Source organism: Prauserella sediminis, from assembly GCF_014195435.1.
Classification (GTDB): Bacteria; Actinomycetota; Actinomycetes; order Mycobacteriales; family Pseudonocardiaceae; genus Prauserella; species Prauserella salsuginis.
In genome coordinates this window covers 630,294-657,022 of record NZ_JACIBS010000001.1, presented here as the reverse complement: position 1 = coordinate 657,022, position 26,729 = coordinate 630,294, and the positions used below count along the sequence as shown (strand labels likewise).

At 70.5% G+C, this 26,729-nt stretch carries 23 protein-coding genes and 1 tRNA gene; 13 read left to right on the top strand and 11 right to left on the bottom strand.

Annotation, left to right across the window (positions count from 1 at the left end):
• The first annotated feature begins 76 nt into the window (after positions 1 to 76).
• From hutH to hutI, 5 genes are all read left to right on the top strand, one after another.
• Complete coding sequence (gene hutH, locus FB384_RS02920; protein WP_183778922.1) at positions 77 to 1,612, top strand: histidine ammonia-lyase; 1,536 nt, start codon at positions 77 to 79, stop codon at positions 1,610 to 1,612.
• Positions 1,609 to 3,225 (top strand): urocanate hydratase, encoded by a 1,617-nt coding sequence (locus FB384_RS02915; protein ID WP_183778921.1) that lies wholly within the window; start codon positions 1,609 to 1,611, stop codon positions 3,223 to 3,225. The genes hutH and FB384_RS02915 overlap by 4 nt, the downstream gene beginning before the upstream one ends.
• 11 nt (positions 3,226 to 3,236) lie before the next feature.
• Positions 3,237 to 4,427 (top strand): allantoate amidohydrolase, encoded by a 1,191-nt coding sequence (locus FB384_RS02910; protein WP_183784856.1) that lies wholly within the window; start codon positions 3,237 to 3,239, stop codon positions 4,425 to 4,427.
• Positions 4,428 to 4,495: 68 nt separating this feature from the next.
• Positions 4,496 to 5,794, top strand: a complete 1,299-nt coding sequence (locus FB384_RS02905) for a formimidoylglutamate deiminase (RefSeq protein ID WP_183784854.1) — start codon at positions 4,496 to 4,498, stop codon at positions 5,792 to 5,794.
• The gene (gene hutI, locus FB384_RS02900) at positions 5,791 to 6,984 is read left to right on the top strand and encodes an imidazolonepropionase (RefSeq protein WP_183778920.1); all 1,194 of its coding nucleotides are present in this window, start codon (positions 5,791 to 5,793) and stop codon (positions 6,982 to 6,984) included. The genes FB384_RS02905 and hutI overlap by 4 nt, the downstream gene beginning before the upstream one ends.
• A 245-nt stretch (positions 6,985 to 7,229) precedes the next feature.
• Here the strand turns inward: hutI and FB384_RS02895 are convergent, their stop codons facing one another.
• Positions 7,230 to 8,009 (bottom strand): hypothetical protein, encoded by a 780-nt coding sequence (locus FB384_RS02895; protein ID WP_183778918.1) that lies wholly within the window; start codon positions 8,007 to 8,009, stop codon positions 7,230 to 7,232.
• Positions 8,006 to 8,230 (bottom strand): hypothetical protein, encoded by a 225-nt coding sequence (locus tag FB384_RS02890; protein ID WP_183778916.1) that lies wholly within the window; start codon positions 8,228 to 8,230, stop codon positions 8,006 to 8,008. The genes FB384_RS02895 and FB384_RS02890 overlap by 4 nt, the downstream gene beginning before the upstream one ends.
• 48 nt (positions 8,231 to 8,278) lie before the next feature.
• On the opposite strand from FB384_RS02890, the gene FB384_RS02885 reads away from it, so the two are divergent.
• Positions 8,279 to 8,992, top strand: coding sequence for a dienelactone hydrolase family protein (locus FB384_RS02885; RefSeq protein ID WP_183778914.1), 714 nt, complete (start codon positions 8,279 to 8,281; stop codon positions 8,990 to 8,992).
• 180 nt (positions 8,993 to 9,172) lie between these two features.
• Positions 9,173 to 9,967: an ion transporter gene (locus tag FB384_RS02880; protein WP_183778913.1), complete on the top strand. Its 795-nt coding sequence runs from the start codon at positions 9,173 to 9,175 to the stop codon at positions 9,965 to 9,967.
• A 103-nt stretch (positions 9,968 to 10,070) separates the two neighbouring features.
• On the opposite strand, the gene hrpB is transcribed toward FB384_RS02880, so the two are convergent.
• A complete protein-coding gene (gene hrpB, locus FB384_RS02875; RefSeq protein WP_183778912.1) occupies positions 10,071 to 12,542 on the bottom strand; it encodes an ATP-dependent helicase HrpB in 2,472 nt (823 codons plus the stop codon).
• Positions 12,543 to 12,616: 74 nt separating this feature from the next.
• Here hrpB and FB384_RS02870 point away from each other — a divergent pair, with 74 nt between their 5' ends.
• Positions 12,617 to 13,429: a DsbA family protein gene (locus tag FB384_RS02870; RefSeq protein WP_183778911.1), complete on the top strand. Its 813-nt coding sequence runs from the start codon at positions 12,617 to 12,619 to the stop codon at positions 13,427 to 13,429.
• Positions 13,430 to 13,515: 86 nt separating this feature from the next.
• Here the strand turns inward: FB384_RS02870 and FB384_RS02865 are convergent, their stop codons facing one another.
• Complete coding sequence (locus FB384_RS02865) at positions 13,516 to 14,514, bottom strand: ABC transporter substrate-binding protein (protein WP_183778910.1); 999 nt, start codon at positions 14,512 to 14,514, stop codon at positions 13,516 to 13,518.
• A gap of 106 nt (positions 14,515 to 14,620) precedes the next feature.
• On the opposite strand from FB384_RS02865, the gene FB384_RS02860 reads away from it, so the two are divergent.
• From FB384_RS02860 to FB384_RS02845, 4 genes are all read left to right on the top strand, one after another.
• Positions 14,621 to 15,667 (top strand): FecCD family ABC transporter permease, encoded by a 1,047-nt coding sequence (locus FB384_RS02860; RefSeq protein ID WP_183778909.1) that lies wholly within the window; start codon positions 14,621 to 14,623, stop codon positions 15,665 to 15,667.
• Complete coding sequence (locus FB384_RS02855; RefSeq protein ID WP_183778908.1) at positions 15,664 to 16,743, top strand: FecCD family ABC transporter permease; 1,080 nt, start codon at positions 15,664 to 15,666, stop codon at positions 16,741 to 16,743. The genes FB384_RS02860 and FB384_RS02855 overlap by 4 nt, the downstream gene beginning before the upstream one ends.
• Positions 16,740 to 17,543, top strand: coding sequence for an ABC transporter ATP-binding protein (locus FB384_RS02850; protein WP_183778907.1), 804 nt, complete (start codon positions 16,740 to 16,742; stop codon positions 17,541 to 17,543). The genes FB384_RS02855 and FB384_RS02850 overlap by 4 nt, the downstream gene beginning before the upstream one ends.
• 110 nt (positions 17,544 to 17,653) lie before the next feature.
• Positions 17,654 to 17,726 (top strand) — tRNA-Ala (locus tag FB384_RS02845).
• Between the two features lie 209 nt (positions 17,727 to 17,935).
• Here FB384_RS02845 and FB384_RS02840 read toward each other — a convergent pair.
• From FB384_RS02840 to FB384_RS02830, 3 genes are all read right to left on the bottom strand, one after another.
• Complete coding sequence (locus FB384_RS02840) at positions 17,936 to 19,453, bottom strand: multicopper oxidase family protein (RefSeq protein WP_183778905.1); 1,518 nt, start codon at positions 19,451 to 19,453, stop codon at positions 17,936 to 17,938.
• Between the two features lie 127 nt (positions 19,454 to 19,580).
• Positions 19,581 to 20,015: a hypothetical protein gene (locus tag FB384_RS02835; protein ID WP_183778903.1), complete on the bottom strand. Its 435-nt coding sequence runs from the start codon at positions 20,013 to 20,015 to the stop codon at positions 19,581 to 19,583.
• On the bottom strand, positions 20,008 to 21,216 hold the full coding sequence (locus FB384_RS02830) for an FAD-dependent oxidoreductase (RefSeq protein ID WP_183778901.1): 1,209 nt from the start codon (positions 21,214 to 21,216) through the stop codon (positions 20,008 to 20,010). The genes FB384_RS02835 and FB384_RS02830 overlap by 8 nt, the downstream gene beginning before the upstream one ends.
• 61 nt (positions 21,217 to 21,277) lie before the next feature.
• Between FB384_RS02830 and FB384_RS02825 the strand changes: the two genes are divergently transcribed.
• The gene (locus FB384_RS02825) at positions 21,278 to 21,766 is read left to right on the top strand and encodes a MarR family winged helix-turn-helix transcriptional regulator (protein WP_183778899.1); all 489 of its coding nucleotides are present in this window, start codon (positions 21,278 to 21,280) and stop codon (positions 21,764 to 21,766) included.
• 138 nt (positions 21,767 to 21,904) lie between these two features.
• Here FB384_RS02825 and FB384_RS02820 read toward each other — a convergent pair whose 3' ends face one another.
• The 4 genes from FB384_RS02820 to FB384_RS02805 all read right to left on the bottom strand — a co-directional run bounded on the left by FB384_RS02820 (position 21,905) and on the right by FB384_RS02805 (position 26,688).
• Positions 21,905 to 22,456 carry a Chromate resistance protein ChrB gene (locus FB384_RS02820; protein WP_183778897.1) on the bottom strand — a complete coding sequence of 184 codons (552 nt, stop codon included), beginning with the start codon at positions 22,454 to 22,456 and terminating at the stop codon, positions 21,905 to 21,907.
• A gap of 87 nt (positions 22,457 to 22,543) precedes the next feature.
• On the bottom strand, positions 22,544 to 23,797 hold the full coding sequence (locus tag FB384_RS02815; protein ID WP_183778895.1) for an MFS transporter: 1,254 nt from the start codon (positions 23,795 to 23,797) through the stop codon (positions 22,544 to 22,546).
• 111 nt (positions 23,798 to 23,908) lie between these two features.
• Positions 23,909 to 25,126: an acyl-CoA dehydrogenase family protein gene (locus tag FB384_RS02810; RefSeq protein WP_221212625.1), complete on the bottom strand. Its 1,218-nt coding sequence runs from the start codon at positions 25,124 to 25,126 to the stop codon at positions 23,909 to 23,911.
• A gap of 32 nt (positions 25,127 to 25,158) precedes the next feature.
• Positions 25,159 to 26,688 (bottom strand): bifunctional type I 3-dehydroquinate dehydratase/shikimate dehydrogenase, encoded by a 1,530-nt coding sequence (locus FB384_RS02805; protein ID WP_183778893.1) that lies wholly within the window; start codon positions 26,686 to 26,688, stop codon positions 25,159 to 25,161.
• Positions 26,689 to 26,729 lie beyond the last annotated feature (41 nt).

The following is a 26,729-nucleotide window of genomic DNA, read 5'->3' as shown; positions in this document are numbered from 1 at the left end:
CTCCTGTCTGAGATTCGAGACAGAAATCGTACCGCCGACACTGATGGGCAGGCCCTTCCCGCGGTGCAATGAGGGCATGCCGAACGAGCCGAACGAGGTAGTGATCGGATCCGCCCCGCTGAGCCGCGCGGACGTCGTCGCCGTCGCCCGCGCCGGTGCCGGGGTGACGGTCGACACCGTGGCGAGGAAGAACGTCGCCACCGCCCGCGCGCACGTCGACGCCCTGGCCGACGCGACGACGCCGTCGTACGGCGTGTCGACCGGCTTCGGCGCGCTGGCCGTGCGCAGTATCCCGCCGGAGCGCAGGGCCGACCTGCAGCGCTCGCTGATCCGCTCGCACGCCGCCGGTGCCGGACCGGCCGTCGAGACCGAGGTGGTGCGCGCGCTCATGCTGCTGCGGCTGCGCACCCTGACCACCGGCCACACCGGGGTGCGGACCTCGACCGTCGACACCCTTGCCGCGCTGATCAACGCGCGCATCACCCCGGTCGTGCCCGAGTACGGTTCGCTCGGCTGTTCCGGCGACCTCGCTCCGCTGTCCGCGGTCGCGCTCGCGTTGATGGGGGAGGGCGAGGTCGTCACGGCCGACGGCGCTGTCCGGCCCGCCGCGGACGCGCTCCGCGACGCCGGGATCACCCCGGTCACGCTGGCGGAGAAGGAGGGGCTCGCGCTCACCAACGGCACCGACGGCATGCTCGGCATGCTCGCGCTGGCTACCCGCGACCTCGCCGGGCTGCTCGACGTCGCGGACGTGACCGCGGCGATGAGCGTCGAGGCGCAGCTCGGCACCGACCGCGTGTTCGCCGACGACCTGCAGGCGCTGCGCCCGCACCCGGGGCAGGCCGTCTCGGCTCGGCGGATGAGGGAGGCGCTCGCCGATTCCGAGATCGTCGCCAGCCATCGCGGCCCCGACTGCACCCGGGTGCAGGACGCCTACTCACTCCGGTGCGCACCGCAGGTACACGGCGCCGCGCGGGACACGCTCGCCCACGCCGAGGCGGTCGCCGACCGCGAACTGGTCTCCGCCGTGGACAACCCGGTCGTGCTCGCCGACGGGCGTGTGGAGTCCAACGGCAACTTCCACGGCGCGCCGCTCGGGTACGTGCTCGACTTCCTCGCGATCCCGGTCGCGGACGTCGCGTCGATCGCCGAACGCCGCACCGACCGGATGCTGGACGTCGCCCGTTCGCACGGCCTGCCCGCGTTCCTCGCCGACGACCCGGGCGTCGACTCCGGCCACATGATCGCCCAGTACACCCAGGCCGGCATCGTCAGCGAGCTCAAGCGGCTGGCCACGCCGTCGTCGGTCGACTCCATCCCGAGCAGCGCGATGCAGGAGGACCACGTGTCGATGGGCTGGTCGGCGGCGCGCAAGCTCCGCCGCGGCATCGACGGCCTGCGCACCGTACTGGCCGTCGAGCTGCTCACCGCCGCGCGAGCGCTCGACCTGCGCGCGCCGCTGGAGCCCGCTCCGGTGACGGGCGCGGTTCGCGACCTGTTGCGCACCCGCGTCGGCGGCCCCGGCCCCGACCGTCACCTCGCCCCCGAGATCGCCGCGGCAGAGGAGCTGATCGCTTCCGGTGCCGTGCAGAACTGTGTGGAGGAAGCATGAGCCTGACCACCAAGAACTGGCAGACCGAGGCCGCGCTGCGGATGCTGCGCAACAACCTCGACCCCGAGGTCGCCGAGCGGCCCGAGGACCTCGTCGTCTACGGCGGCACCGGCAAGGCCGCCCGCAACCAGGCCAGCTACGACGCCATCGTCCGCACGTTGTCCACCGTGGCCGACGACGAGACGCTGCTCGTGCAGTCCGGCAAACCCGTCGGCGTGCTCCGCACGCACGAGTGGGCGCCGCGCGTGCTCATCGCCAACTCCAACCTCGTCGGCGATTGGGCGAACTGGCCGGAGTTCCGCAGGCTGGAGAACCTGGGCCTGACGATGTACGGCCAGATGACCGCCGGGTCGTGGATCTACATCGGCACCCAGGGAATCCTGCAGGGCACGTACGAGACGTTCGCGGCCGTGGCGGAGAAGCGCTTCGGCGGCACGCTCGCCGGCACGCTGACCGTCACCGCGGGTCTCGGCGGCATGGGCGGCGCGCAACCGCTTGCGGTGACGATGAACGACGGTGTGGCTCTGGTGATCGAATGCGATCCGCACCGCGCGCAGCGCCGGCTCGCAACCGACTACCTCGACGAGCTGGCCACCGACCTGGACGACGCGATCGCCCGCGTGACGGCGGCCAGGTCCGACCGGCGTGCGCTGTCGGTCGGCGTGATCGGCAACGCCGCCGAGATCCTGCCCGAGCTGCTGCGCCGGGACGTCGACGTCGACATCGTTACCGACCAGACGTCCGCGCACGACCCGCTCTCCTATCTGCCGTCCGGTGTGGACGTCGGGGACTGGCACGACTACGCCGCCGCCAAGCCCGACGAGTTCACCGACCGGGCGCGGGAGTCGATGGCCGAACACGTGAAGGCGATGGTCGGGTTCATGGACCGCGGCGCCGAGGTGTTCGACTACGGCAACTCGCTGCGCAGTGAGGCCCAGACCGCCGGCTACGAGCGGGCGTTCGACTTCCCCGGCTTCGTGCCCGCCTACATCCGCCCGCTGTTCTGCGAGGGCAAGGGCCCGTTCCGGTGGGCGGCGCTGTCCGGCGACCCTGCCGACATCGCGGCCACCGACCGGGCGGTGCTGGAGCTGTTCCCCGAGAACGAGTCCCTCGCACGCTGGATCCGCATGGCGGGCGAGCGGGTGTCGTTCCAGGGCCTGCCCGCGCGGATCTGCTGGCTCGGCCACGGCGAGCGGCACCTCGCGGGCCTGCGGTTCAACGAGATGGTCGCCAACGGGGAGCTCTCGGCGCCGGTCGTCATCGGCCGCGACCACCTCGACTCGGGCAGCGTCGCCTCGCCGTACCGGGAGACCGAGTCCATGATGGACGGTTCCGACGCGATCGCGGACTGGCCGCTGCTCAACGCGCTCATCAACACCGCGTCGGGCGCGACCTGGGTGTCCATCCACCACGGCGGCGGCGTCGGCATGGGCCGGTCGATCCACGCGGGCCAGGTCACGGTCGCCGACGGGACGGAGCTGGCCGCGCAGAAGCTCGAACGGGTGCTCAGCAACGACCCGGCCATGGGCGTGCTGCGGCACGTCGACGCCGGGTACGACCGCGCGGCCGAGGCTGCCGTCAGCGGTGACCTGACCGTCCCGATGCGGGAGTGACGATGGCGGACGTGACCGCGAGCGGACTGCTCGCCGACATCGCCGACGTCGGACGCGATCGCACGCGCGGCGGATACTCCCGGCACGTGTTCGACACCGCCGAGCTCGACCTGCGCGAGTGGTTCGCCGGTGAGGCGCGGCGTCGCGGACTCGACCTCGAACAGGACCGCAACGGCAACCTGTGGGCGTGGTGGGGAGGCCCCGGCCCGGACGCCGTCGTCACCGGCAGTCACCTCGACTCGGTGCCCGGTGGCGGCGCGTTCGACGGGCCACTCGGTGTGGTGAGCGCACTGTCGGCAGTGGACATCATGCGCGAACGAGGCGTGACTCCGGCGAAACCACTGGCCGTCGTCGTGTTCGGCGAGGAGGAAGGAGGCCGGTTCGGCGTGCCATGCCTGGGATCGCGGCTGTCGACCGGATCGCTGCCCGCGGAGAAGGCGCTGCGGTTGCGTGATCCCGACGGTGTCACGTTCGCCGACGCCGCGCGGCGCAGCGGCCTCGACCCGGAGCGCATCGGCGCCGACCCCGAGCTCGTCGGCCGCATCGGCCGCTTCGTCGAACTGCACGTCGAACAGGGTCGCGGGCTGGTCGACCTCGGCGGGCCTGTCGCCGTCGGCAGCACCGTGATCGCCCACGGCCGGTGGCGGCTGACGTTCGCGGGCCAGGGCAACCACGCCGGCGCGACGCCGATGGACGACCGCAGGGATCCGATGCTGCCCGCCGCGGAGACCGTCGCCGCCGTGCGCCGTATCGCCGCGTCCGCCCCCGCCACGCGCGCCACGGTTGGCAGGCTCGCGCCGAACCCCGGTGGCACCAACGTCATCGCCTCCACCGTGGACGTCTGGCTCGACGCGCGAGGTCCGGACGTGCCGTCCGTCGTGCGCGACGTCGAGGCCGCGGCGCGGGCCGCCGCGGAGGCGGAGGGCTGCACCGTCGAGCTGCGCGAGGAATCGTGGAGCGACGAGGTGGTGTTCGACCCGGCGCTGCGTGACGAGCTATCGGCCGAGCTCGGCGACGTACCCGCACTGCCCACCGGCGCGGGGCACGACGCGGCGGTGCTGTCGGCGCACGTACCCGCGGCGATGCTGTACGTGCGGAACCCGACCGGCGTCAGCCACGCGCCCGAGGAGTTCGCCGAGGCCTCCGATGTGGACGCCGGCGCCGAGGCGCTGGCCACCGTGCTGGCGAGGCTGTCCCGGTGAGCGGCCAGGCGAGCCCGGCGGGCGAGGTGCCGATGAGCGCTGAGCAGGCGGGCGGGACCGCAGGTGCGGTGACCGAGTACTGGTGCGAGTACGCCTGGCTGCCGGGCGGGGTGGCCGAGAGCGTGGGCGTCGAAGTGTCGGGCGGGGTGATCGTCGCGGTCGAACCCGGGCGGCCACCGCGTGGCCGGACGCTGCCGGGGCTGACCGTGCCCGGCATGGCCAACGCGCATTCGCATGCCTTCCACCGCGCGCTACGCGGGCGCACGCACGGTGACCGCGGCACGTTCTGGACGTGGCGCGAGCTGATGTACCGGCTGGCGGAGCGGCTCGACCCGGACTCGTACTACCGCCTCGCCAGGGCCGTCTACGCGGAGATGACGCTCGCCGGCTACACCAGTGTCGGCGAGTTCCACTACCTGCACCACGGTCCCGATGGGCAACGCTACGACGATCCGAACGCGATGAGCGCCGCACTCGTCGCGGCGGCGGCCGACGCCGGCATCCGGATCTGCCTGCTCGACACCTGCTACCTGGCAGGCGGACCCGACACGCCGCTCGAGGGCGTCCAGCTGCGGTTCGGTGACGGCGACGCCGACGGCTGGGCGTCCAGGGCCGGCGCGTTCCGGCCGGAGGGCGACCACGTCGTCGTCGGTGCGGCGGCGCACTCGGTACGTGCCGTGCCCGCGCCGGAGCTGTCGACCGTGGCCGAGTGGGCCGGCGACAGGCCGCTGCACGTCCACCTGTCCGAGCAGCGCGCCGAGAACGACGACTGCCTGCGGGTGCACGGCGTGACACCGACGGCGCTGTTGGCACGCCACGGCGTGTTGGGGGAGCGCACCACCGCCGTCCACGCGACGCACCTCACCGACGACGACATGTCGACATTGGGTGCGTCGCGGACGCGCGCGTGCTTCTGCCCGACGACCGAACGCGACCTCGGCGACGGCATCGGGCCCGCCTCGGCCCTGGCGGCCGCCGGGGTGCGGCTGTGCCTCGGCAGCGACAGTCACGCCGTCGTCGACGCCTTCGAAGAGACACGCGCCCTCGAACTGAACGAACGCCTGGCCGCGGAGGCACGCGGCAGGTTCGCCGTCACCGAGCTGCTCGCCGCGGCGACAGACCACGGTGCGATCGGCTTCGACGACGTCGGCCGGATCGAACGGGGCGGGCAGGCCGACCTCGTGACCGTGCGCCTCGACTCGGTCCGCACCGCGGGCGCGGCACCCGACGGCGTGCCGCTCGCCGCGACCGGTGCCGACGTCACCGACGTGCTCGTCGCAGGCCGGACCGTGGTACGTGACGGGGTGCACACTCGTATCGAACGTCCCGCCACCGACCTGGCGGCCGAGATCGGAAAGCTCCTATGACCCCGAACGCACACGCCGCAGCCGCATCCCCGACGTCCACTGTGGTCACGGGGATCGGAGAGTTGACGACGAACGACCCCGGACTGGGCATCCTGCACGACGCCGCGGTCGTCCTCGAGGCCGACCGCGTCGCCTGGGTGGGCGAGTCCGCCGCCGCGCCCAGTGCCGACGCGGCCGTCGACGTCGGCGGCCGCGCCGTGCTGCCCGGCTGGGTGGACAGCCACACGCACCTCGTGTTCGCGGGCGACCGCACCGCCGAGTTCGAGGCCCGGATGGCGGGCGAGCCGTACCAGGCAGGCGGGATCGCCACCACCGTTGCGCGCACCCGCGCTGCAGGTGACGACGCCCTTGAGGCGAACCTGGTGGCCCACCTCGACGAGGCCGCACGCCAGGGAACCACGTGCCTGGAGACGAAGACCGGTTACGGCTTGACGATCGCCGACGAGACCCGGTCAGCCCGCATCGCCGCCCGGCACGCCGACGAGGTGACCTACCTCGGCGCCCACCTCGTGCCGCAGGGAGCGGACGCGGAGTCCTATGTGGATCTCGTCTGCGGCGACATGCTCGACGCCGTCGCCCCGTACGCCGGCTGGGCGGACGTCTTCTGCGAGGACGGCGCGTTCGACGAGACGCAGTCCGAGCGCATCGTGGCAGCGGCAGCTGCGCGTGGCCTCGGCGTCCGGGTGCACGGCAACCAGCTCGGCGAGGGCCCCGGTGTGCAGCTGGCGGTGCGGGGCGGCGCGGCGAGTGTCGACCACTGCACGTATCTGACCGACGAGGACGTCGAGGCGCTCGCCTCGTCCGCCACCGTCGCGACCCTGCTGCCGGCGTGCGACCTGTCCACCCGCCAGCCGCTCGCACCGGCGCGGAGACTGTGGGACGCCGGTGCGACCGTCGCGCTCGCCAGCAACGCGAACCCGGGCAGCTCGTACACGACGTCGATGGCGTTCTGCGTCGCGACCGCCGTGCTGCAGATGGGCCTTTCCGTGCGCGAGGCCGTGTGGGCGGCGACCGCGGGCGGCGCGCGGGCCCTGCACCGCGACACGGGTGACGGGGCCGTCGGGGTGGTGCGCGCCGGTGCGCGCGCCGACCTGCACGTGCTCGACGCCCCGTCGGCCACCCACCTCGCCTACCGTCCCGGCGTCCCGCTCACCTGGGCAGTCTGGCGGTGCGGCGAACGCGTGCGCTGACGCCCGCGTGTCCTGCTCCCGCCCGTCGCCCGGCCACCGCCCTCAAGGACGCGCTGGCGCGCGACTGTCTCCTCGCGCGTGTTCTGCACTCAGCACCGCGTGTTCTGCGTCCGCCCGTCTCCCGGCCACCACCACCCCGAGGGCGGGCGGCCGCTCCCCGCACGTGTTCTGCACCCGGGCAACCCCGACGGCGCGCCGGTCCGCGACTGCCTCTCCGTGAGCCGGGCCGCCAGGTCAGCAGGCCGTCACGTCAGCAGGGACTCGACGCCGAGTTCCGCGGCGCGTTCGCGGGCGCGGGCGCTCAGGTCCGGGTCCTCGCCGACGCCCGCGGCCACGAGCCGTTCCCGCAGGTCGTCGTCGAGGTGGGCGAGCAGGTCGAACAGGGCGTGCCACAGGTCGTACTCGTCGGCCGCGTGGGCGTAGGCGGCGCACCGTTCGGCCGGCTGTCGTTCGACCAGCGCGCTCAGCGACGACTTGTCGTCGACGACGAACGCGACCTCGAGGACCTGGCGTTCGTTCAGCTCGGCCAGGCCCGCCTCGGCGATCTCGGCAGGCACGCCGCCGACGAACCGGCCGAGGGTGATCCAGTCCTCCCGTCTGCGGAGTTCCCTGCTGACGGCGGCGACCGTGTCCGGCGGCAGTCCGGAGATGATGTGGCCGGCCCTGCGCGGGTCGAGCTCCGCCGCGACGTCGGCCAGGAACGGTGCGGGCAACTTCAGCGCGATCGCCACGCCGCGGTCGCCGTCGAGCAGCCCGGCAAGGCGCGCGCTGAGCAGTGGTCCGAATGCCTTCTGCGCCAGCGTCACCAGCACCGGAACCGGGATGATCCCGCTGGCCGACACGAGCTTGCGCAGCACCGACTGGTGCGCGCTGTGCAGGGTTTCGGTCGCCTGGTCTCGCAGCGTGCGGATGTCGGCCGCCGGGACGTCCTGCAGGAACTCCAGGTGCTGCTCGGAAACGCCGAGCACCCGTGCGAGCTTGACGATCTCGGCGCGCGCGGCGAGCCGGTCGAGAGCTTCGGTCACAGTCCCACCGCCTTGCGCACGGCCGGCCGGATGAAGAACGGGATGTGCGACAGCGCGCTGTCGGCGGATTCCTGCAACGCCGCGGCCTGTCGTCGCCGTGCCTGCCGCAGTGCGTCGGCGAGCACCTGTTTGTGCTCGTCGGGCAGGGCGTCGATGCCGGCGGGCAAGCCGTCGAAATGGGGCCCGTCGAGCTGTTCGGCGAGCGTGCGGTCCGTGGCCATCGGTCCCCTCCGTGGGAGGCAGTGCAGGTGAGAGATAGTTTCGCACCTATGGCACACGAGATCGACACGTCGACGATCGGTGTCGGCGGCCTGGGCGGGTATCTGGCACGGCCCGCGGAGCCGACGGGCGCGGGCATGCTGCTGCTGCCGATGATCACGGGCATCGGACAGCGTGTCCGCGAGTTCGCGGGTGAGCTCGCCGAGGCCGGTGTGACGACACTGAGCTGGGATCCGTTCGACGGCGTGAGCATGGACGAGCACGACCGCGACACCATGGTCGAGCTGATGAACGGCCTCGACGACGAGACGTGCCTGGCCGAGATGCGGCGGCTGCTGGATCACATGTTCGGTGAGCTCGGACTGGAGAAGGTGGGCGTGATCGGCTACTGCCTCGGCGGGCGGTTCGCGCTGCTGCTGGGTGCGCGGGACGAGCGGCTGGCGAACGTCGTGGCCTACCACCCGACGGTGCCCGCCACGCCCGCGGACAACCACACGGTGGACCCGTTCGAGCAGACCCCGCGGATCACCGCGCCGGTCATGATGCTCTACCCCGGGCAGGACACGATCGTGCCCCACGAGGCGTTCTTCCGGCTGCAGGACGGTCTGCAGTCGCGCAGCGGTGCCGCCAGCATCGTGCACCTGTATCCCGAGGCCCACCACGGCTTCAGCGACACCCGTAGTCACAGTGCCGAGGTCAACGAGGCCGCCTACGCCGTGTCACAACCCCAGGTGCTGTCGTTCATCCGGGCCACGGCCACCTGATCGTGAGGGCGCAGCCACGCACAGGCGTATCGATGAGGGGCCCCGGCGGGTTGGAGCCCCGAAGGGCACCTTTGGGGCTCCAGCGCCCCTAGGGTGCCTTTCGGGGCATCACCGCCGACTGCGGAGGTGATGGCCGCGTTGCACGCCTGTGAGTGATCACGGGTGGCACAATGTGCGGCCATGACCACCGGAACGCCGCAGGCCGGGCGCCGGCCGAGCCTCGTCGACCTGGCGATGCTCGTCCTCGCCGTCGGCTCCGTGGCGCTGCTGTGCTACCTGCTGTTCGCCGACGTCTCCGCCGAGACGACGCACACGATCTTCATCATCGACACCGCCATCTGCGGCGTGTTCCTCGTCGAGTTCCTGTGGCGCTGGCACAAGGCAAGCTGGGACAAGATGTTCCCGGTCCGCGGGTGGTACGAGATCCTCGGCATGATCCCGATCGCCCACCCGGCGCTGCGTGGTTTCCGGCTGCTGCGCATCGTCGTGGTGGTCGTGCGGCTGGCGCGCACCGCCGATCGCGCCTTCGGGGAACGGTTCACGCAGAAGCTCGTCGAGCGGTATTCGACGACGATCGTGCAGTCCATCAAGAAGCCCATCACCGTCGTCGTGCTCGACGAGGTGGTGAAGGTCCTCGAGACCGGCAACTATCCGGAGAACCTCGCGCGGTCCCTGGCTCAGAACCAGGACATGCTGCGCGAGATCGTCACCGAGAAGCTCAGGAACGACCCGCAGGCGGGCCGGTTCTCGCGACTGCCGTTCCACGACGAGGTCGTCCACTCGGTGACCGACACGGTGATCCGCATCGTGCTGGAGGTGCTCGCCGACGAGCGGATCGACCACTTCTTCGCCGAGGTCGTGCGGGAGAACCGGCAGCAGATCCGCGAAGCCGTCACGCTCGGACTGCACGAGAAGGACGATCCCGAGCTCGCCGAGCAGTTGCCGGCCCGGCCGGAGCGGTCGCTCTACAGCTGAGAACGTCCGCCGCGGGTGTCGACGGTCCTGCCACGGCGGAGCCGGTCCTGCCGCTGCGGGAGCCGGCCGCGTGGCCGGTGAGCGTCCGAACGGGCCGGCGCGGTCACGTCCTGCGTTTCGTCCCGCGGGTCGGGGTGGCGGTGCGCGGGTCGTCGGGCCACGGGTGTTTCGGGTACCGGCCGCGCAGTTCGGCGCGCACCGAGGCGTAGCCGGAGTCCCAGAACGAGTCCACATCGGACGTCACGGCGGCGGGTCTGCCCGCGGGGGAGAGCAGGTGCAGCACGACGGGCACCGTCCCGCCGGCGATCCGCGGCGTGGCGCGCCAGCCGAAGGTCTCCTGGAGTTTCACCGCGAGCACGGGGTCGTCACCGGAGTAGTCCACGCGGACGCTGGAGCCGGACGGCACGTCGATGCGTTCCGGGGCGAGTTCGTCGAGCTTGCGTGCTTCCTGCCACGGCACCAGTCTGCGCAGTGCCGACGCCGTGTCGATGCGGGCCAGATCGGCTCTGCTGCGCGCGGCCGACAGCTCCGGTTCGAGCCATTCGTCGGCGCGGGCCAGCAGGGCGTCGTCGCCGACGTCCGGCCACGGTTCGCCCAGTCGAGCGTGCAGGAAGGCCAGCCGCTGCCGGAGGCGTACGGCACCGTCGGACCACGTCAGCACGCCGAGCTCCTCGTCGCGCAGTCCGTCGAGCAGGGCCTCCCGGACGCGCCGCGGGTCGGGGTCGGACAACCGGTGTTCGGCGAGGGTGATGGCGCCGAGCGCCCGCACCGATCGGGCCACCACGTCCCCGCCCGTCCACGTGACCTCGTCGGACTCGGTCAGCAGCGTGGCCGCGATGCGGGTGGCCAGCTGCTCGTCGGCCCGCGCCGCCAGCCGCACGACGCCGTGGGGCCGGCCGGGTTCCCGGGTGGCGTCGGCGACGGCCAGCCATTCCGCATCGGCCAGGCCGCTGCCGGACGGCAGTTCCACCGCGGTGCCGCCCGCCATGAGATACACCTGCGACGACGCGTCCCGTCTGCGGGCGAGCCGTTCCGGGTAGGCGAGCGCCACGACCGCGGCGGCATCCTCCGCCGCGCTCCGTCCCGGTCCGTTCCGTCCCGAACGCCCGGCCGACCCCGCCAATCCGGCCAGGCGGCGTGCTTCGCGGTGCAGCCTGGAGGCTTCGGTCGAGCGGGACCGTCGCAGCTCCCGGAGTGCCTCCTCGACGTCGACGGCACTCCCAGTCCCGGAGTCGAGCAGCGCCACGACCTCGGCGGCCACGTCGGCGCCCGTCTCGTCGGCACCGTCAAGCAGCGCCCGCGCGAGCCGCGGATGCAGGCCGACGTCGGCGAGCCGGGCGCCACGTGCCGTCACGGTGCCGTCGGCGGCGATCGCCCCGAGGGTGCGCAGCAGCTCGGCGCCGGCGGTCAGCGCGCCTTCCGGCGGCGGGTCCCACCACGACAGCCCGCGTCCGTCGGGTGTGGACCAGCACGCCAGCTCCAGCGCAAGGCGCGCCAGCTCGGCGGTGCGGATCTCGGGCTCGGGGTAGGCGGGCAGACTCGACGTCTCGTACTCGGGCCAGCAGCGATACGCCACGCCCGGCGCCTGCCTGCCGGCGCGGCCCGCCCGCTGCTGCGCGATCGCCCTGGGGGAACGCACGGTGACGAGCCCGGAAAGCCCGCGGCGGTGGTCGACCCGCGGTACCCGCGACAATCCGGAGTCGACGACGGCGCGCACCCCGGGCACGGTGAGGCTCGATTCGGCGACCGCGGTGGCCAGCACGACGCGCCGCCGTGGTCCCTCGGTCAGCGCGGCATCCTGGCGGGCGGCCGAGAGCCTGCCGTGCAGCGGCAGGACGTCGACGCCGGGCAGGTCGAGCGTCCGCGTGACCCGGCCGATCTCCGCCGCGCCGGGCAGGAACGCCAGCACGTCCCCGTCGGTCTCGGCCAGTGCCGTGGTGATCATCCGGGCGACGCAGGCGTCGAGACGTTCGCCGCGTACGGGAGGCGAGTACCGCACGTCCACGGGGTGGGTCCGCGCGTCGGCTGTGATCACGGAGCAGTCGCCGAGCAGCGCGGCGAGCCGGTCCGAGGCGACGGTCGCCGACGTCGCCAGCAGGCGCAGCTCGTCGCGCAGGCCCGCGCGCACGTCGAGCAGCAGCGCGAGCAACAGGTCCGCGTCGAGGTGGCGTTCGTGACACTCGTCGAGCATCACCGCGGCGACGCCGGGCAGCTCCGGATCGCGCTGCACCCGCCGTACCAGCAGCCCCGTCGTGACCACCTCGATGCGCGTGCGCGCCGACGTCCTGCGGTCGCCGCGCACCGCGTACCCGACGGTCTCGCCGACCGGTTCGTCCAGCAGCGCGGCCATCCGGTTCGCGGCCGCCCGCGCGGCCAGCCGGCGGGGCTCGGCGACGACGATGCGCCCCGCCGTTCCCTGCTCGTCGAACGCCTGCGCCAGCGCGAGCGGTATCAGCGTCGTCTTGCCCGTGCCGGGCGGTGCGACGAGCACCGCCGCGCCGTCGGCCGCCAGCGCGGTGCAGACGTCGCCCGCGACCGCTCCGGCAGGCAGTTCCGGCAGCTCCGGCACCTGCATGCACGCCTCCCTGGACAGGGGTTTTACCCGGTTTACGTAGCCTAGAAGGGGACGAAACGCGAGGAAGGACCCCAGTGGGCGGAGCGGAACGCAACGCGCGTAAGCGGCGGCAGCAACAACAGCAGCAGCAGGGCAAGAACGTCGTGGCCCAGGCGCGAGGCACGGCAGGCATGGGCGGCAAGCGGGTCGGCCTGATCGTCGGCGTCGTCGTGGTGGTCATCGCCGTGGTCGTCGGCGGTGTGCTGTGGACGAACGCGTCGAAGAACGAGACCCAGGGACAGACGATTCCGGTGGCGCAGCCCGCCGAGTCGCAGTACCCGGAGAAGCGGGACGGCGTCGTTGTCGAGACCGGCAACCCGGACGCGCCCGCGACGATCGACGTCTACGCCGACTTCCTCTGCCCGGCCTGCGGATCGTTCTACGAACGGTTCGGTGAGCAGATCCAGCAGAAGGTCAACGACGGTTCGCTGCTGGTGCGGACGCACCCGGTACCGATGCTCGTCGAGGCGTCGGACCCGCCCGGGTACTCGCTTGACGCGGCGAACGCCTCGTTGTTGGCCGCGGACGAGGGTGAGTTTACGGCCTTCCACGACAGCCTGTTCCAGAACCAGCCCGCCGAGGGCGGCCGCGGTTACGGTGACGACCAGCTCATCCGGCTGGGCAGGGACCTCGGCATCGCCAGTGACGCGTTCGTCAAGGGCGTCCGGAACGGTAAGTACGACGACGAGTTGACGTCGGAGTTCAACAAGACCGCCAGCAACCCGGACCTCATGCAGGAAGGCCCGCAGGGCAAGGGCTTCAGCACGCCGACCGTCACGCACAAGGGGAAGATCGTGGAGCTGGACGACAACTGGCTGGACCGGATCACCTCGGCGGGCGACAGCTGACGTGCCCGCCGGCGCGCCGCACGCGCGGCGCGCCGGCGAGCGGAGCCGGGGCGGGCGAGTGAACCTGCCCACCCCGGCTCGCCGGATCAGCCGCGGGCCGGGTCGACGCCGTACTGCTCGGCGATGTCGTCGAGCATGGCGTGCGCGCCCTGCAGGCTCACCGAGACGTACCAGGTTTCGTCGTCGACGTCGGTGAGCTCGCCGGAGAGGCGGTCCCACAGCGGGTTCGACTCGAACTTCTCGCGCGGATCCGCGGCCTGCTGCGTGGGATCGGCGTAGGAGGAGACGAACACGCGGTCGGCGTCGAGCTTGCCGATGTCCTCCTGGCTGACGTCGACGTTGATCTCGTCCTTCGTGTCCGGTTGTCCTTCGGGGCGCTCGAGACCGACGTCACGCATGACGATCGCGGGGAAGGAGTCGCTCGCGTACAGGCGCACGGTCTGCTCGCCCTCGATGAACCGCACGAGCGAGTAGGTGGGCGTCTTGCCCTCCTTCTTCTTGATCGCCTCGCCGATCGCCTTGGCCCGCTGCTCGTAGGCGCTGATCTTCTGTTCGGCCAGCTCCTCCTTGCCGAGGGCTTCGGCCAGCAGGCGGATGTTCTCCTTCCACGTGGCGCCGGTCGACTCGCTGAACACGGTCGGGGCCACATTGGACAGCTTCGAGTGGATCTGTTCGTGGCGGATCTTCGCCGACACGATCAGGTCCGGCGCGATGTCGTACAGCGCCTCGACGTCGGGGGAGTCGAGCTCACCGATCTGCTTGCCGCCTTCCAGGTAGCGGCTGTCGTCGCCGAGGTACTCGGGCACGCCGTCCGACGACGGGTACTGCGTGTAGGCCACGACCTCGGTTTCGAGTGCGGCGGCCGCATCGGCGAAGCTCGAGTCCAGTGCCGCGACGGTCTGCGGCTCACTCTCGATGGTGGTCTCGCCCATGGCGTCGGAAACGGTGCGGGGGAACCCTGACTGCCCCTGGCCGTTCGACGGTGTGCTTTCCTCCGACGCGCACGCGGTCAGGCCCAGGCATGCCGCGAGTCCGAGGGTCGCGGCCGTGACGGCCGTGCGCCGTCGATGAGACAAGAGCATCATTGCCCACCTTTCTGTTTCGGTTAGGCTTCCCTAACGAGCTTCGAGACCATAAACGAGCGTCGCCCCGTGCGGAAGGGGCAGCGCGACGATTTCAGGAGCGGACGAGATGAACGCCACGCTCGCGGCGGAGCCGGCCCCGGCAGGCCGGCGTGCGCTGCATCGGCGGCGCACCCGGCGACTGCTGAGCCTGGCCGCCCTGGCAGGGGCGCTGGTCGTCGCCGCAGCGGCGAGCCTGGCCTACGGCGCTCACCCGGTGCCACTGGATGCGGTGTGGCAGGCGCTGGTCGCGCCCGCCGGTGGTGAGGACGACATCATCGTGCGGTCGCTGCGCGTGCCACGCACGGTCCTCGGCATCCTCGCCGGACTCGCGCTCGGTGCGGGCGGCGCGCTGATGCAGGGCCACACCCGCAATCCGCTCGCCGACCCCGGGCTGCTCGGGGTCAACCAGGGCGCGGCGCTCGGCGTCGTCACCGCCGTGGTCGTGTTCGACGTCACGGCGCTCGGCGGCTACATCTGGTTCGGCTTCGCCGGCGCGCTGATCGCCGCGGTGCTGGTGTTCGTGCTCGGCACCGTACGCGGCGGTGCGACGCCGGTCACACTCGCGCTCGCGGGTGCCGCCGTCAGCGCCCTGCTGTACGGGCTGATCTCGGCCATCGTCCTCAGCGACCGCCAAGGCATGGACACCTACCGGTTCTGGCACGTGGGGTCGATCGCGGGCCGGGAGCTGGCCGTGGCGGGGCAGCTGGCCCCGTTCCTGATCGCGGGCTTCGTGCTGGCGCTGGCGAACACACCCGGGTTGAACAGTCTGGCGCTGGGCGAGGACGTGTCGACCGCGCTCGGCCGCCACGTGGGCCGCACCCGGCTGCTCGGTATCGCCGCGATCACGCTGCTCGTCGGTGCCGCGGTGTCGGCGTGCGGGCCGATCGCGTTCGTGGGGCTGCTCGTACCGCACATGGCGCGGGTGGTCACCGGTCCCGACTACCGGTGGCTCGTGCCGTGCGCGGCGCTGCTCGGTGCCGTGCTGGTGCTCCTCGCCGACGTGCTCGGCCGGCTCGTCGCGGGTGACACGCTGGAGGTCGGCATCCTGCTGGCCGCGGTCGGCGCGCCCGGTTTCATCTATCTGGTCCGGCGGCGGGGGCTGAGCAAAATATGAGTGCGGTTCGGGACATCGAGTCCGTTCCAGGGCGCAAGCAGGTGCGCCTCGGCCGGCTGGCGTGGTCGCTGCGGCCGCGGTCGGCACTCGTTCCTGCGGTGTGCCTGGTGCTGCTCGTGCTGGTGGCGGCGTTGAACATCGGGCGCGGCAGTTCGGACATCGCGGTGTTCGACGTGCTGCGCACCCTCGCGGGCGGCGGCGACCACGCCGAGACGGGCATCATCTTCGACCTGCGGCTGCCCCGCACCCTGGCGGGTGTGCTCGTCGGCGCGGCGTTCGGATTGGCAGGGGCGCTGTTCCAGACCGTGGCGCGGAACCCACTGGCCAGCCCGGACATTCTCGGCATCACATGGGGCGCCGGTGTCGGGGCGGTGTCGGTGATCGTGATCGGCGGTTCGGCCGGGCAGGTGAGCGGTGTCGTCGCCGAACTCGGCGTGCCGCTGGCGGGACTGGCAGGTGGCCTGGTCGCGGGACTGTTGCTGTACGCGCTCGCGTGGCGGCGGGGGCTGGACAGCTACCGGATGGTGCTGGTCGGGATCGGGCTGGCCGCGATCGGCCACAACGTCGTGTACTGGCTGCTGACCGTGGGTGACGTCGACGACGCCACGCGCGCGACGACGTGGATCGTCGGCAACCTGGCCGGCGTCGGTTGGGAGTCGATCGGGCCGCTGGCGCTGGCGCTGGTGCTGCTGGTCCCGGTGACGATCGCCGGTGTGCACACCCTCGGTGGCCTGCAGTTCGGCGACGACACGGCACGTGGCCTCGGCATCCGGGTCGACCGGACGCGCGCCGTGGTGCTGCTGCTGGCCGTGGCACTTGCCGCCGTGGCGACCGCCGTGGCCGGCCCGATCACGTTCGTCGCACTGGCGACGCCGCAGATCGCGCTGCGGCTCGTCCGCAGCCCCCAGCCGCCGATCGTCGGCTCGATGGTCCTGGGGGCACTGTTGACCGTGGGTGCCGACCTCGCCGTGCGGACCGTGACCCCCGGCCTGCCGGTCGGTGTGCTCACGGCGATTCTCGGTGCGCCGTATCTGATCTTCCTGTTCCTGCGAACGCGCAAGGAGGCCCGCGCGTGACCCGACCCCGACTGCAGGCCGAGCACGTCCGGCTCGGCTACGACGAGCGGATCGTCGTCGACGGACTCGACTTCGACGTCGCCGACGAATCCGTCACCGTGATCATCGGGCCCAACGGCTGCGGCAAGTCGACACTGCTGCGCGGCATGGGACGGTTGCTGCGCCCACGCGGCGGATCGGTCCTGCTCGACGGCAAGCGCATCGACAAGCTCCCGACCAGGGACGTGGCCAGGACCGTCGGGGTGCTGCCGCAGACCCCGAGCGCCCCGGCGGGACTCACCGTCGGAGATCTCGTGGCCAGGGGCAGGCAGCCGCACCAGCACTGGTACCGGCAGTGGTCGGCCGGCGACGAGGAGGCCGTCGCGTACGCACTGTCGGTCACCGGGATGAGTTCGTTCGCCGAGCGGCCCGTCGACGAACTCTCCGGCGGCCAGCGGCAGCGGGCGTGGATCTCGATGACGCTCGCGCAGCAGACGTCGCTGCTGCTGCTCGACGAGCCCATCACCTACCTCGACCTGGCCCACCAGGTGGATGTGCTCGACCTCGTGTATCGCCTGCACACCGAACGCGGCACGACGGTGGTGATGGTGCTCCACGACCTCAACCTCGCGGCCCGCTACGCCGACACGCTCGTCGCCATGCACGACGGCCGGATCGTGTCGCAGGGCAAACCGGGCGAGGTGCTCACCGAGGAGCTGCTCTCCGACGTTTTCGGCCTCGACGCGAAGGTGGTGTCCGACCCGGTCGCCGGCACCCCGCTCGTGCTCCCGATCAGCGCCCACCTGCGCGACGAGGTCTGACGGACGGCCGCGACTCGGCGCGGACCCGTACGGGACCCCCTGTGTGGAGGCCTTGGGGCGATGGGGTACATTATTTCGCACAGGCAGCGGTGAGAGCCGCGAACACATACGGGGCTATGGCGCAGTTGGTAGCGCGTCTCACTGGCAGTGAGAAGGTCAGGGGTTCGAATCCCCTTAGCTCCACCCTCAGCACAAGACCCGAGCCCTTGCCAACGATCCCCTTGGCAAGGGCTCGGGCATTTTCGCCGTTCTGGCTCCAGTTGAGAGCGTTGGCGTTCGTTCTCCGTCGTCTCGCGCGCGGCTGGGATGATCCGTCGTGGAGACAGTGGGGTTGTCTGCGCCTCCGCGCGAATGCTCTGAGCGGTGGCTCGGCGCACCTGCGCCGTTCATGGTCAGTGGTCGTGGTCGCCGTCCACAGCGCCTGGTTCCTGGCCTCGTTCGACGACGACGAACTGTCCCATCATGCCTTCGTCCTCGTGCCACAGCAGGTGGCAGTGGTACATGTACGGCACGTCCGGGTCAGTGTACTCGGTGAAGCGCATGATCAGGCGGAACCGGACGTCGGGCGGCAGGTAGACGGTGTCCTTCCAGCCCGACAGTTCCGGTGAGGGGTCCCGGCCGTCGATATCGAGGATCTGGAACTGGACGTCGTGGACGTGGAAGTTGTGGGGCTGCCCGTGGCCGTTCCAGACCTCCCAGACCTCTGTGGTGTCGATGGTGACGACGTCGTCGATGCGGTTCATGTCCATCGACTCGCCGTTGATCCGGTTGTTGCGCAGTTCGAACTCGCGGGTCTCGGCGGCGGTGGATTCGTCGAGAGGCTCGATGGTCGCGAGTCGTGCGGGAACGGGAGCCGAGGGCAGGAGTTGTCCGCCTGCTTGGAGCAGCAGGATGTCGAGGGTGTCGGTGGCACCGGTGCTGCGACTGCGGCCCTCCGACAGGCCGAGGTCTTGGGGGTAGGAACGCAAGGTCGTGGTGTCGTTCGGGGTCATCTCGACGATGATCTCGGCACGTTCGCCCGGGGTGAGCAGCATTCGGGTCAGCGCGACAGGTTCGCGCAGTAGGCCGCCGTCGCTGGCGATCATGGAGAACTCGCGGTCGTCGGAGAACCCGAAGGAGTAGCTCCGAGCGGTGGAGGCGTTGAGTACCCGGAGTCTGGTGCGTCGGGCGGTGATGTCGAGGACGGGGCCGGCGGTGCCGTTGACCAGGATGGTGTCGCCGATCATGCCGTTGTCGCGACGGGACGTCTCCACGAGTCGGCCGTGCTCGTCGAAGGTCTTGTCCTGGACGATGACCGGGATGTCGTCGACGCCGTACTCGCGCAGCAGATCGAGCCTGGCCTCGTGCTCGTCGTCGATGATGAACAAGCCGCCCATCCCACGATAGACATGGCGTTCGGTCTGGCCGTGGGGGTGCGGGTGGTACCAGAGAGTGGCGGCGGGCTGGTTGATCCGCCAGGACGGCGACCAGACGTCGCCGGGCTCGATCATCTGGTGCGGGCCGCCGTCGGCGGCAGCGGGAAGATGCATGCCGTGCCAGTGAAGGGTGGTGGCCTCGTCGAGTTCGTTGGTGACGTTGATCTGGACCTGCGCTCCACGTTTGGCACGCAACGTCGGCCCGAGCAATGGTCCGTTGATCCCCCAGGTGTCGGCTTCGCCGCCGGGCACGACGGCGGATCGCCCGGCTTGTGCCGTCAGGTCGAAGACCGTGGTCCCGTCCTGACGGGTCGACTCGGCCAGCGGCGGGATGTGAAGCCGGTTGCGGAAGTCGACCTGACCGACCGTGTCGATCGAGTCGCGCGAGTCGAAGATGCTGCAACCGGTCAGGGTGACGGCCGCGCCGGCGCCGACCCCCAACGCGGTGAGCCTCAGGAATGCCCGGCGGTCGAATCCTGCTCGGAAGTCGTTCATAGGTCGGCCTTCCTACGGCCATGCCTGCACGGCTGGTGCGGGTGGTGGACTTGGGTCGCATCCCTCGGTTCACGGGTGCTCGTTCGTGCGCGAAGCTGATCAGCCCGCGGAAGGGGAGGACGGCCGGTCACGAGACCGTCCGCCGTTGCGGACCGGACGCGACCGTGCGGCGCCTTCGCACGAGAGTCAGGCCGAAGAGGACGAACGAGCCGAGAACGATGCCGACGCCGAGCGGGATGTGGACGACGAGGATGTCGGCGTATCCCATGCCGAGCTGGAAGGTCTCGGCGGCGAAGAGGAGGACGACGAGTGCGGGTGCCCATGGCGTTCCCCGTCCCGGGCGCCACCACAGGACGCTCACGGGGATCAGGATCATCGAGATGGTGAGGATGATCGATCCGTTGACGCCGTGCCAATCGAAGGCGTTGCCGTCGCCGTCGAGACTCCAGCCGGCCAGGAAGGGCTGAATGCACACCAGGATCAGATGGACGAGCGCGCCGGTGAGGAACAGCGCGTGGTCGATCCTGACCAGTCGTGCGGTGAAGGCCGATTGCTCAGGCATTCTCCGCTCCCGGGGTGATGGTCGTCGGGGGTTCCGGTTGTGTGGGAACGCGGTAGCGGTACTGCTCCTTGGTGGACTTGGCGCCCATGCGCAGAAACATGGCGAGTGTGAGGTCGCGGAAGAGGTTGCCGGCGGTGGAGGAGATCTTGCGGTCACCGATCCGGCGCCCGAAGCGCACGATCTTCTCCGCACGCTCCTTCCGTTCCCGGACGAAGCAGGTGAATGCTGCGTCTGCGCCCCGTTCGTCTCGCAGGTAGGCAGCGAGCGTGACGGCGTCCTCGATCGCCAGGCTCGCGCCCTGTCCGCTGGAGGGACTCACCGCATGCGCGGCGTCACCGATCAGGCACACGGTGGCGGTGTTCCACGCGTCAAGCTCCGGCATGTCGTAGACGGGCCAGGCACCGAGCGACCCATGAGCTGCCGCCAGCACCGCGCGTACTGGTTCCGGGTCTCGTGCGTGGAGCCGGCGGATCGTGGCCATCCATGCGTCCTGGTCAAGCTCGTCCAGTTCCGAGCGGCCGGGCGTGTCTTCGCGCGGCACGTTGGTGAACCAGTACGCCATGGCGTTCTTGACGGCGTAGCCGAAGAACGCCTGATGGCCGAAGTGCATCTGCTGCCGGTCGCTGTCGGGCAGATCGACCTTCGCCCAGCCGCCACAGTCCACGACGCCGGTGTACGACGGGGCCGGCGCGTCCGACCAGATGAGCCGACGAACGGTCGACCAGATCCCATCCGCGCCGATCACGACGTCGGCGTCCACCGTACGGCCGTCGTCGAGGACTCCGCGCCACCCTTCGGGCAACGGGCGCAGCGCGACCAGCCGTGCATCGAACAGAAACTCTGCACCGGACTCCCGTGCCCGAGAGGCCAGCGCCGCATGCAGCCGGGCTCGTCGCACGACAACGCTGCGTGCGCCGTACACTCGGAGATCACCTTCGCCGGCCAGTTCTGCGATACGGCGCCCACGGGCGTTGTGGAAGTCCAGCCCCGTCAGCTCGAAGCCACCGGAAGCCTCCGGCACATCACCGAGGCCGATCGCGCGCAGCGCATTGATCCCGTTGGGCGCCAACGTCAAGAACGCGCCCCCGGTGTCGTCGAGGTCGGAACGCACCTCGATGACGCTGGCGTCGAGACCGGCGTTGCGCAGCGCGTACCCAAGTGTCGATCCGGCGATACCGCCTCCGACAATAAGAATCTTCATGGAGTTCCCGAATCGATGAGATAGTTCGTTCGTCCGAACGATTGAAAGGTAGCATGGTGCCATGAGCCGGTCAACCGAGGAGGACCCTGCTCGGGCGGAGGCGCTTCGAGCGGTGGCCGACGCTGGTCGTCACCAGAGCACGGCGATGATCCTTTTCCACACGAACCTGTCCCGACGCGTCGGTCTCGGTACGACCGAGGAGAAGGTGCTGGAGCTCGTGCGCAGGCACGGCCACCCATCGGTGGGTGAACTCGCCGAGCACACCGGGATGGCCAAGAACTCCATCAGCGATGTGCTGGACCGTCTGGAGTCCAAGGGCTACATCACTCGTGAGCCGCATCCCAGCGATGGACGCAAGGTCGCGATCGTCGCCACGGAGGAGGGTGCCGCAAGGATCGGCCAGCTCTTCGTCGGCTTGATGACTCGCCTCGGCCAGCTCCAAGCCGAGTACACGACGAAGGACCTGGCCCTGATCGCGGAGTATCAACGTCGAGCCGCGGAGATCCAAGCGGACGAGGCACGTGCTTTGGCGGCGGAAGAGCCTGACTGAGCCGGGTCGTTCTGTGCGGCAGGGCGATCTCACCGGTGAGCGCGCCGACCAGAGCTGTTGGCGAGCGCGTCGGCTCGGGAGCCGTGGCTCGTCCCCAGCGGCGCCCGCGGTGCGGCGCTCCGGGCTGGCGTTCTGTGCTTATGGGCCGTCCTCGGCGAGATAGACCTTGTTGGCGAAGACGTCGAGCGCCGCGACGCAGTCCTGCAAGGCCGTCTCGGCCTCGGCCCTGCGGCCGGCGCCCAGCGAGTCCCGGAGCCGGACCTTGTCGAACCAGCCCCGGAGCTTGGCGAGGTCCTCATCGTTTTCTTCCAACTCCGCGTAGGTGAACTTCTCGGCCGTCGTCTCCTTCTCGATCTCGGCCAGGAAGCCGCGACAACGGTCGACGATCTCCTCGTACTCCTCGTCCCGCGCGGCGTTGTAGGTCGCGACGACGTCAGGATTGCCGGCCAGCACGTCACAGCGCATCAGCTGCGCAGAGCCGCCCAGCTCCTCGATGTGCTTGCGCAACGAACGCAGCGACCGTTCGTGAGTGGGCGACTCGGGCAGCACGGCCACCGAGTTCTGCAGGTAGACCGCGCCGGTGCTCTTCAGCTTCCGCCACACGCTCGCGCGCAACCGCGTGGGTTCACGGGGAACTCGGTAGACGAGCAGCAGCCACCCCTGGCCCGTCTCGTGATCGGCGAAGTCCATGGTCACACCCTCCAGGGTCCACCACGTGGCTGAGCACGTCCCGAAAGACGGGATCCGCCGGCGCAGGCGTCGGTCCTCACCTGTGTCCTACAAGGATCGGTCGTGTGGCCGGGCCACACGAGCGTGACGGGGCGGCTTGACCGCGCACGCCGCCGCGGCCACCAGCACGGGCAGTACGAACAGGACGGCGAGTGCTTCTTGGTAGGAATTCGACCACCCTCTGCCCAGCGCGAGTACGAGAGGGCCGAGCGCGGACGCGCCGATGACGACCGAATGCACCGCTCCACGCAGCGTGCCGAGATGCCCGAGTCCGAAGCCGTCACCGAAGGCCACTCCTTTCAACGTGCGAACGCCACCGGTGCAGGCGCCGAGCGCCAGGCCGTAAGCGACGGCCGTCCAGCCCGGACGTACCCATCCGGCGGTGAGTGTGGTGAGAGCGAGCGCCGCCATCATGGCGATGACGAGTGCACGGTCGCCGATGTGATCGGCCGACCAGCCCACAAGAAGACTGGCGAGCAGTCCGGCGACCAGTTGCGGGACGAAGTTCGCGGCCGCCTCGGTCACGCTCAGGCCACGTTCCCCCAGCAGGGAAACCTGATGAAACATCAGTGCCGTCGTGATCAGGCTGCATACGCCTCCACCGCTGACGACGACCCAGAACACGGGCGTCCGGCTCGCGTCCCGCAACGTCCAATCGGCAAGGGTCCCGTGCTCGCCTGCCGGCGTTCCGGAGCCGGCGTCGTCCCCCGACCCGGGGTCGGCCGGCCTCACGTTCGTTGCGGCCTCCCCGTCGGAGCGCACGCGCCGCGGAAGCACGAACAGCGCCACCGGCACGGTGATCGCGAGAACGGCCCACCCTTGCAGCTGCAGGACGGTGCGCCAGCCGAGGTCACCGACCAGTTGCTCGAGGGCCAACGGCGCCAGCGAGATCGCAGCGGTGCCGATCGCCGAGACGATGCCGGTCGCCAGCCCTTTGTGCCGCTGCATGTAGATGGCAACCACGGTGGTCGCCACGAGGCTCAGCGCTGCCTGCCCACCGATGCGAATGCCGACGAAGGCCGAGGTCAGGCCGATGAACTCGGTGACGGTACCGGCCGCGAGCAGAGTCGCACCGAAGCAGAGACCGATGGCCGCCATGACGCGGCGTGGTCCGAAGCGATCCAGCAGCTTGCCCAGCAGCGGAACCACCAGTGCACCGGCCAGCGAGCCGATCGAGTAGGCCAGGGCCACCGACGAGCGGGACACGTTGAGCGATGTGCTCAGCGGCTCGACGAACAGTGCGATGGCTGCGGTCTGCCCCGGAGCGGTCATGGCCAGCGCCATCGAGGCAGAGCCGACCACCCGTGTCCGGTAGCCGGCCGAACCCCGGAACCCGTTCCTCGCGTGCACCGATGGGGACGGATTGACGCCGATCGACACGAGACCTCCCGCGCGTGGTGGTGGGCGGTCAGGTCAGGGCTTGAAGAACGAGGAGTCGTGGGTCTCGCCGAGCGCTGCGCGTCCGATCGTGGCGAGCACGTGATCGTCGTTGTCGTGGCGTGCGTAGAAGGTGAGATCGCGCAGGATCCGTTCCACAGGGCTGGGACGAACCAGGCTGCGCGCCCCACAGGCGCGCACGCAGTGGTCGACCGTTTCCAGCGCGAGGTGTTCGACCAGGTGGCGGGCGCTGTTCCCGGCGCGCTGTGCTCCGGCGCGTTGACCGCTGTCCCAGAGCTGTGCGACGTGGGCAAGCCACAGGTGCGAGGTTTCGATGTTGACCTTCATGGAACCGGCGCGTTGCTGGACGTAGGGGTCTGCGGTCTTGTTCTGGCGGGCGAGATATTCGAGCGCGTAATCGAAGGCGCCTTCGGCCGCACCGAGGAAGCTGGCCGCGTAGTGCGGGGTGAAGGCGCTCTGCCAGCCCTGGTGCAGGTAGGCGCCGGGGGTTCCGATGAGGTTCTCCTCAGGCAGGAACGTCTGGCCGAACTCGACTACGTGACTTGCCGTGGCACGCATGCCGATCGGGTCCCACCACGACTCGTCGACGGTGACGGTGGGATCGGAGAGGTCACATGCCAGTAGGAGCAGCCCCTCGGGCGGAGCATCCGCGTGCCTGGCACCCCCGGGACCCGCGGTGTTGACCAGCAGGAGGGCCCAGTCCGCGCCGGTCGCGCTCGTCGCGAACGCCTTGGTCCCGTCCAGCACCCATCCGCCCTCGACGGCGGTGATGCTCGTGCCGAACCGTGTACCTTCACCGGGCTTTCGCGCTTGCGGTTCGCCGCTCCACGCCACCCACTTCTGGCCCCGGTGGACCACACCGTCGAACCAGCGTTCCTGCTGTTGTTCGGAAGCCAGTGCGTGGAGAAGCACGAGCGAATTGGTATGTCCCTCCCAGCATCGGCCCAGCGAGAGGTCGGCCTTGGCCAGCTCCTTGGTCATCAGCCACAACGTGAGCGTGTCACCGTTCAACGGGCCGAGCCCCAGGCCCCCGTGCTCGCCGGGGATGGTCGCGGCGTTCAGGCCGGCGGCTGCCAGGTCGTCGAAGTCCTTGGCGGGAAAGGTGCCCGTCCGGTCGTGTTCGTCCGCGCGCTTGGCACACTCTGTGGCGACGTCGCCGACCTGTTCGAGCAGTTCGTGGCTGTGCGGACCGAGGCTCTGCAGCCACGTCGCTTCCGAGATTGCGAGGTCCACGTGTGGTCCTTCCTTCTCCGGCTTCCAGGGAGTCACGTTCGGGGAGCCAGTGGTGTCGGGGAGGGCAGGTCGCGCCGCGCGATACGCGCTGCGCGCAGCAGCGCGCGGGTCTGTTCGGTGGGGAGGTGTTGACCGGTCATGAAGTGGAACTGGCAACCGGCGTCGGCGAGCAGCACGTCCCACCCGTCGACGACGGCCAGTCCGCGATCCCGGGCAGCGGCGACGACCGCCGTCTCCTCCGAGGTGTAGACCATGTCGACGACGACCGCGTCGTCGGGAAGTTCGAGCCGAAACGGCACGTCGTCGGTCACCGGTGTCGCGTGCACGAGCACCGAATACCTGTCCGCCCGGAACACGTCGAGCGGTGTGAAGTCGAAGCCGAGCGCTTCGGCGACGGCCCGGCCGCGGTGGGGATCACGGTTGACGAGAACCGGGTCGGCGCCGCACGCGGCGAGCGCGAGTGCGGCGGCGCGTCCGGCACCGCCGCAACCGACCACGGCGGCCTTGCGGCCGGATACGGGTATGTCGAAACCGTCCAACGCCCGGCTGATCGCGGGGCTGTTGGACGTGTCGGCACACCAGGCGTTTCCTCGCCGGACGAGCGAGTTCGCCGCCCCCGATCTCAGTGCCGTGTGACTGGTCGTTCGCGCCGTGGTGAGTGCTGCCTCCTTGTGCGGCGAAACAACGGTGGCGGCCCGCAGGGGAAAGCCGATCTCCGCGAGTCCTGATTCGGCGACGTCGCTCCAGAAAGAGGCGAAATCCTCGACCTGGAACGGTACGTACAGCGCCGGGATGTCGAGCGCGCGATAGCCGGCGTTGTGCACGCGTGGCGACACCGATCTCAGGACCGAACGACCGATAATGCCGTAGACGGCCTGCAGGGGAGGAAGGCACGGAAACCCGTAGTCCGCCACGAGCCGGTCAACGGTGGGTACGTCGGGACTGCTGTCGCTCAGGTTGCCGAAGGCGACGGGCGCGCCGAGTCGGGGAGCCAGCAGGCGACTCCAGACACCGGCGGATCCGGTCGCGAACGCTGTGACATCCGATCGCCCGATGTCGTGGAGAAAACGCAGCGGTGCCAACGCCTGTTCGGCCCGCGACACGTCGGTCGTGAGTAGATAGAGGCAGGCGCCGACGGTCGCCATACGGTCGAAGCGCTCGTGCAGCACGGAGTGTTCTGCGGTGGTTCCGTGCCAGGAGATGCGACGCTGTGGCCCCGGAATGCGGTTCAGGATGTCCGGGGCCAGGTCGTGCTCGGCTTCCAGGTCGACCACGTCGTAGTACTCGGCCGCGGCGAGCAGGCGGGCGTGCCGCTCCTCGGTCGAGCCGTCGAACTCGCCGCCGTGGTCCCGGCTGCGAAGGCAGTACACCAACCGACCGCCGGTACGGTCCCGCAGGCGGGCTGTGGCCACGTCACCGACGAGGTCGGCTCGAATCTCGACCAGATCGGCCCGGTGTCGTAGCGCGTCCGACTCGACGTCCTCCTGAGACAGCGGCTCGGTGACAACCGCGTTGACCGCAGCACTGGTCCATGGCGGTTCTGAACTTTCGGTGCGTAGCAACGTCGCCTCCCGTTTGCGAACAGCGGAATCGGTCAGGCGTG

Bases quoted from the DNA above. Each gene is read 5' to 3' on its own strand.
- FB384_RS02825 (WP_183778899.1), top strand. From the start codon at position 21,278: ATGAGCCGGTCAACCGAGGAGGACCCTGCTCGGGCGGAGGCGCTTCGA.
- FB384_RS02820 (WP_183778897.1), bottom strand. From the start codon at position 22,456: ATGGACTTCGCCGATCACGAGACGGGCCAGGGGTGGCTGCTGCTCGTC.
- FB384_RS02860 (WP_183778909.1), top strand. From the start codon at position 14,621: ATGAACGCCACGCTCGCGGCGGAGCCGGCCCCGGCAGGCCGGCGTGCG.
- FB384_RS02840 (WP_183778905.1), bottom strand. From the start codon at position 19,453: ATGAACGACTTCCGAGCAGGATTCGACCGCCGGGCATTCCTGAGGCTC.
- FB384_RS02865 (WP_183778910.1), bottom strand. From the start codon at position 14,514: ATGATGCTCTTGTCTCATCGACGGCGCACGGCCGTCACGGCCGCGACC.
- FB384_RS02915 (WP_183778921.1), top strand. From the start codon at position 1,609: ATGAGCCTGACCACCAAGAACTGGCAGACCGAGGCCGCGCTGCGGATG.
- FB384_RS02835 (WP_183778903.1), bottom strand. From the start codon at position 20,015: ATGCCTGAGCAATCGGCCTTCACCGCACGACTGGTCAGGATCGACCAC.
- FB384_RS02855 (WP_183778908.1), top strand. From the start codon at position 15,664: ATGAGTGCGGTTCGGGACATCGAGTCCGTTCCAGGGCGCAAGCAGGTG.
- hrpB (WP_183778912.1), bottom strand. From the start codon at position 12,542: ATGCAGGTGCCGGAGCTGCCGGAACTGCCTGCCGGAGCGGTCGCGGGC.
- FB384_RS02830 (WP_183778901.1), bottom strand. From the start codon at position 21,216: ATGAAGATTCTTATTGTCGGAGGCGGTATCGCCGGATCGACACTTGGG.
- hutI (WP_183778920.1), top strand. From the start codon at position 5,791: ATGACCCCGAACGCACACGCCGCAGCCGCATCCCCGACGTCCACTGTG.
- FB384_RS02885 (WP_183778914.1), top strand. From the start codon at position 8,279: ATGGCACACGAGATCGACACGTCGACGATCGGTGTCGGCGGCCTGGGC.
- FB384_RS02890 (WP_183778916.1), bottom strand. From the start codon at position 8,230: ATGGCCACGGACCGCACGCTCGCCGAACAGCTCGACGGGCCCCATTTC.
- FB384_RS02880 (WP_183778913.1), top strand. From the start codon at position 9,173: ATGACCACCGGAACGCCGCAGGCCGGGCGCCGGCCGAGCCTCGTCGAC.
- hutH (WP_183778922.1), top strand. From the start codon at position 77: ATGCCGAACGAGCCGAACGAGGTAGTGATCGGATCCGCCCCGCTGAGC.